General features: G+C 63.2%; 5 protein-coding genes. 1 reads left to right on the top strand and 4 read right to left on the bottom strand.

All coding sequences use genetic code 11. The features are described from left to right. Positions 1–186 (bottom strand): DUF680 domain-containing protein (locus EN991_RS27870; protein WP_127369960.1); only part of this gene is annotated, 186 nt, incomplete at its 3' end. Between the two features lie 114 nt (positions 187–300). On the opposite strand from EN991_RS27870, the gene EN991_RS27865 reads away from it, so the two are divergent. Continuing rightward, the gene (locus tag EN991_RS27865) at positions 301–1209 is read left to right on the top strand and encodes a LysR family transcriptional regulator (RefSeq protein ID WP_127369959.1); all 909 of its coding nucleotides are present in this window, start codon (positions 301–303) and stop codon (positions 1207–1209) included. On the opposite strand, the gene EN991_RS27860 is transcribed toward EN991_RS27865, so the two are convergent. The 3 genes from EN991_RS27860 to EN991_RS27850 all read right to left on the bottom strand — a co-directional run. Next, a complete protein-coding gene (locus tag EN991_RS27860; protein WP_064993272.1) occupies positions 1173–2348 on the bottom strand; it encodes an MFS transporter in 1176 nt (391 codons plus the stop codon). The two genes, EN991_RS27865 and EN991_RS27860, sit on opposite strands and share 37 nt — an antisense overlap. A 117-nt stretch (positions 2349–2465) precedes the next feature. Further along, a complete protein-coding gene (locus tag EN991_RS27855) occupies positions 2466–2774 on the bottom strand; it encodes a DUF1244 domain-containing protein (protein ID WP_013529201.1) in 309 nt (102 codons plus the stop codon). An 11-nt stretch (positions 2775–2785) separates the two neighbouring features. Then, a partial coding sequence (locus EN991_RS27850) for an N-formylglutamate amidohydrolase (protein WP_127369958.1) occupies positions 2786–3579 on the bottom strand: 794 nt, incomplete at its 5' end.

Raw genomic sequence — 3579 nt, 5'->3', positions numbered from 1 at the left:
GTTGCTGCCCTGTGTGACCGGCTTCCGGATGGCCGCATCGGGGTTGTGAATCGAAGCGGTGGTCGTGTCGTCGGTGCTGGTGACAGCCGGCTGGCTGGCGTCGTTCGAACCAAACTTGTCGCTGCCGGCAAAAGCGGCGCTGATGGAAGTGAGGATAGCGGCGGTGGTGAGAGCGATCTTGGTCATCTGAGTTCTCCTGGTTGGTGTTTGCAGTCCGTGTTGGTGTCTGCAACTGGAATATGGTCGCTCCGAATGCGAATGGAAATTGACTACAGATGGCGTTCTGATATTCATAAATGAATGACAGAAATCGACTGGAACCTGATCAAGAGCTTTGTCACCGTGGCGGAATCCGGCAGCCTGTCGGCTGCCGCGCGGAAGCTTTCGGCCAGCCAGCCGACGCTTGGCCGTCACATCGGCGAGTTGGAACAGGCGCTGGGCGTCACGCTGTTCCGTCGAGGACGGCACGGCTACGAACTGACGGAGGCCGGCAGCACGCTGTTGGAACGCGGCAAGGCGGTCAGCGAGCAGGCAAGCGCCTTCTCACTCCTGGCACTGGGTTCGGTTGAGGCTATCGAAGGCACGGTGCGTATCGCCGCCAGCGAGGTCGTGGCGGCCTATGTCCTGCCTGAGATGACGATGCGGCTGGGGATCGAGGAGCCCGGCATCGAGGTCGAGATCGTCGCCTCCAATCAGGTCGAGAACCTGCTGCGTCGAGATGCCGACATCGCCATCCGCATGGTCAAGCCGGCGCAGAACGAGCTGATGGCACGCAAGGTCTGCGACATCGAGCTCTGCGCCTGCGCGGCTAAATCCTATCTCGACAGGCGCGGCCGTCCGCTGAAGCCTGCCGATCTTGTCGACCACGATCTGGTCGGCTTCGACCGCGGCGACGAGATCATCAGGGGTTTTACCCGGCACGGCATCCCCGTCACCCGGAGCAGCTTCCGCTTCAGGGCCGACAACCAGATGGTTTTGTGGGAAGCGGTGCGGGCGGGAAACGGCATTGGTCTTGGCCAGGAGCCGCTGGCCGACAGGGATCCTTTGATTGAGAAGGTGCTGCCTGACCTGCCGCTGCCAGTTCTGCCGGTGTGGCTGGCGATGCATCGCGACGTGCGTACCAGCGTGCGCATCCGCCGTGTGGTGGATTTCCTTCACGAGGAGCTGAAACGCTATTCGGCGGGTGCTGGCGCGAATTCGGCGCGGTGAGCGAGCCCGGCCATCAGCAACACGATGATCAGCAGTCCCGACATGGTGATGAAGATCGGGCCGAAGCTGGAATGCTCGGCAACGAAGCCGATCGCCGACGGCGCCACCAGTATGCCGCAGTATCCGATCGTCGTGACCACGCTCATGCCGGTGCCGGAAGACATGCCTTCCTGGTTGCCGCCGGCCGAAAAGATGATCGGCACCATATTGGCGATGCCGAAGCCGCAAAAGGCAAAGGCTGCAATGGCGAGCCAGGGCGAGGGCGCCAGGCCAGCCACCAGCATGCCGACCGCGGCTACGAGGGCCGACGCGCGTAGCGTCGTCACCGCGCCGAAGCGATTGCGTATGCCGTCGCCGAAGAACCGCGTAACCGCCATGACGCCTGAAAATCCGGCGTAGGCGAGGCCGGCGACGGCGAGATCGGCGCCGAGCTCCTGGCGCAGATACAGGGCTGCCCAGTCGAGCACGGCGCCTTCCGAGATCATCGCCAGCAACGCCATCAGCCCGATCAGATAAACCAGCGGGTTTGCCGGCAGTGCGAATTTGTGGTGCTCGGCCGCCTGCGGTCTGTCTTCGGCGAGGAGATGGCGAACGGCCACCGCGATCACCGCGAAGGCAAACGCCGTTACCGCCGCCGCGTGGACGAGGTGGCCGTAATGCTGGATGGCAAAGCCGCCGAGGCCGCCACCGGCAAAACCACCGAGACTCCAGAAGCCGTGCGAAGACGACATGACGGCGCGGGAGAGCCGCCGTTCGACCACCACGGCGTTGGCATTCATGGCAACGTCCATGCCACCGATCGAGCCGCCGAAGATGATCATGGCAACGGCCGCCAAGGGTACGTCGGGCGCCAGCGCCACGACCATGAGACCGAGGCTGCCGCACAGCGCGAACCAACGCAGTACGGTGCGCGAACCATGTCTGGAGATCAAATGGCCACACCAGGTCATCGCGACGACGGCGCCGACCCCAAACAAGAGAATCAGCAGACCGAGCGTGAACTTCGAAATCTCCAGCCGGGTCAGGAACACCGGAATCTGCGGCGCCCAGCTGCCCGTCAGGAAGCCGTTGGCGAGGAAAATGGCCGCGAGCGCCCATCGTCCGCGAATGGCAGTCAGCTTGGCAGTTGACGCGTTCATGAGGCGAATCCCGCAAGAAATGGCTTCGCGCGGCAAATTAGATCGATTCAATTTTCAGTCAAGGCTCTTTCGGGAAGCATTTTTTGAGCCAAACACAGCCTTGAGTGATCGCTGGCCTTAATGGTCCTTGGGGCGCCTTGCCTCGAATTCGGCCTTCTTGGCGTCGGAGGCCTCGGTCTGGTTGAGCGCCTGCCATTGCGCATAGGGCATGCCGTAGACGATCTCGCGCGACTGATCCTTGGTGAGATCGACGCCCTCGGCATTGGCCGCCTCGCGATACCAGTTCGACAGGCAGTTGCGGCAGAAGCCGGCGAGGTTCATCAGGTCGATGTTCTGCACGTCGTTGCGTTCGCGCAGATGCTCGACCAGCCGGCGGAAGGCGGCCGCCTCGAAATCGCGTTGCTGCTCGTCGCTGAGTTCGGTCATCGAAACCTCCGTCATAGCGGCCCGGTACGCGAGCCGAACATCTTCACCACATGTATATCGGGACGGCGGTCGATGGCGTCAACGATCGGCGCCAGCCGTTCGGCCCAGGCGAGCGCGCCCTTCTGGTCCGATATCAAATCCTGTCGGATCTCGATCAGCGCATGGGCGAAGCCGTTGACGATGGCGTGCTTGTACATGGTGTCGCCGCGCAGCGCGCCGTCATAGGGTTCGTTGTCGCCGACGACGAGGTTCCTGTCCTGCGCCAGCATGTCTATCAACGGCCGCGCCACGCGGTCGTCGAGGTCCCACAGGATGCCGACGTGCCAAGGACGCTGGATTCCTTGCATGGCCGGGGTGAAGGAATGCACCGAGAAGATGAAGGGCGCCTGGGCGGAAGCCTGTGCGACCGAGGCGATCATGGCGCTGACGGCGTCGTGATAGGGCCGGTAGAACCCGTCGAGCCGCCTCTCGCGCTCCTCGGCAGCGATGGGGTAATTCCCAGGTACGACAGTGCCGTCATAAAGCTGGCGAATGAGCGTCGGGTCGTCTTCGCCGCGATTGGGATCGATCAGCAGCCGCGAAAAATTGGCGAGCACCGCTGGCACGCCGAGCAGGGCAGCCAGTTCGCGCGTCACGCCCTCGACGCCGATGTCATAGGCGATGTGGCGGTCGAACTCCGCTGAGGGCAGGCCGAGGCTGCCATAGTCGTCGGGCAGGTCGCGACGGGCATGATCGCCCAACAGCACGATGCCTCGCTTGCGGTCGCCCTCGATGATCTCGAAAGGCGCGAAAACTGTGGATCGGG

The organism is Mesorhizobium sp. M7A.F.Ca.US.005.03.2.1 (assembly GCF_003997795.1).
GTDB classification, from domain to species: domain Bacteria; phylum Pseudomonadota; class Alphaproteobacteria; order Rhizobiales; family Rhizobiaceae; genus Mesorhizobium; species Mesorhizobium ciceri.
Note: the sequence above shows the minus strand (reverse complement) of the source record. Positions and strands in the feature narration are given on the sequence as shown.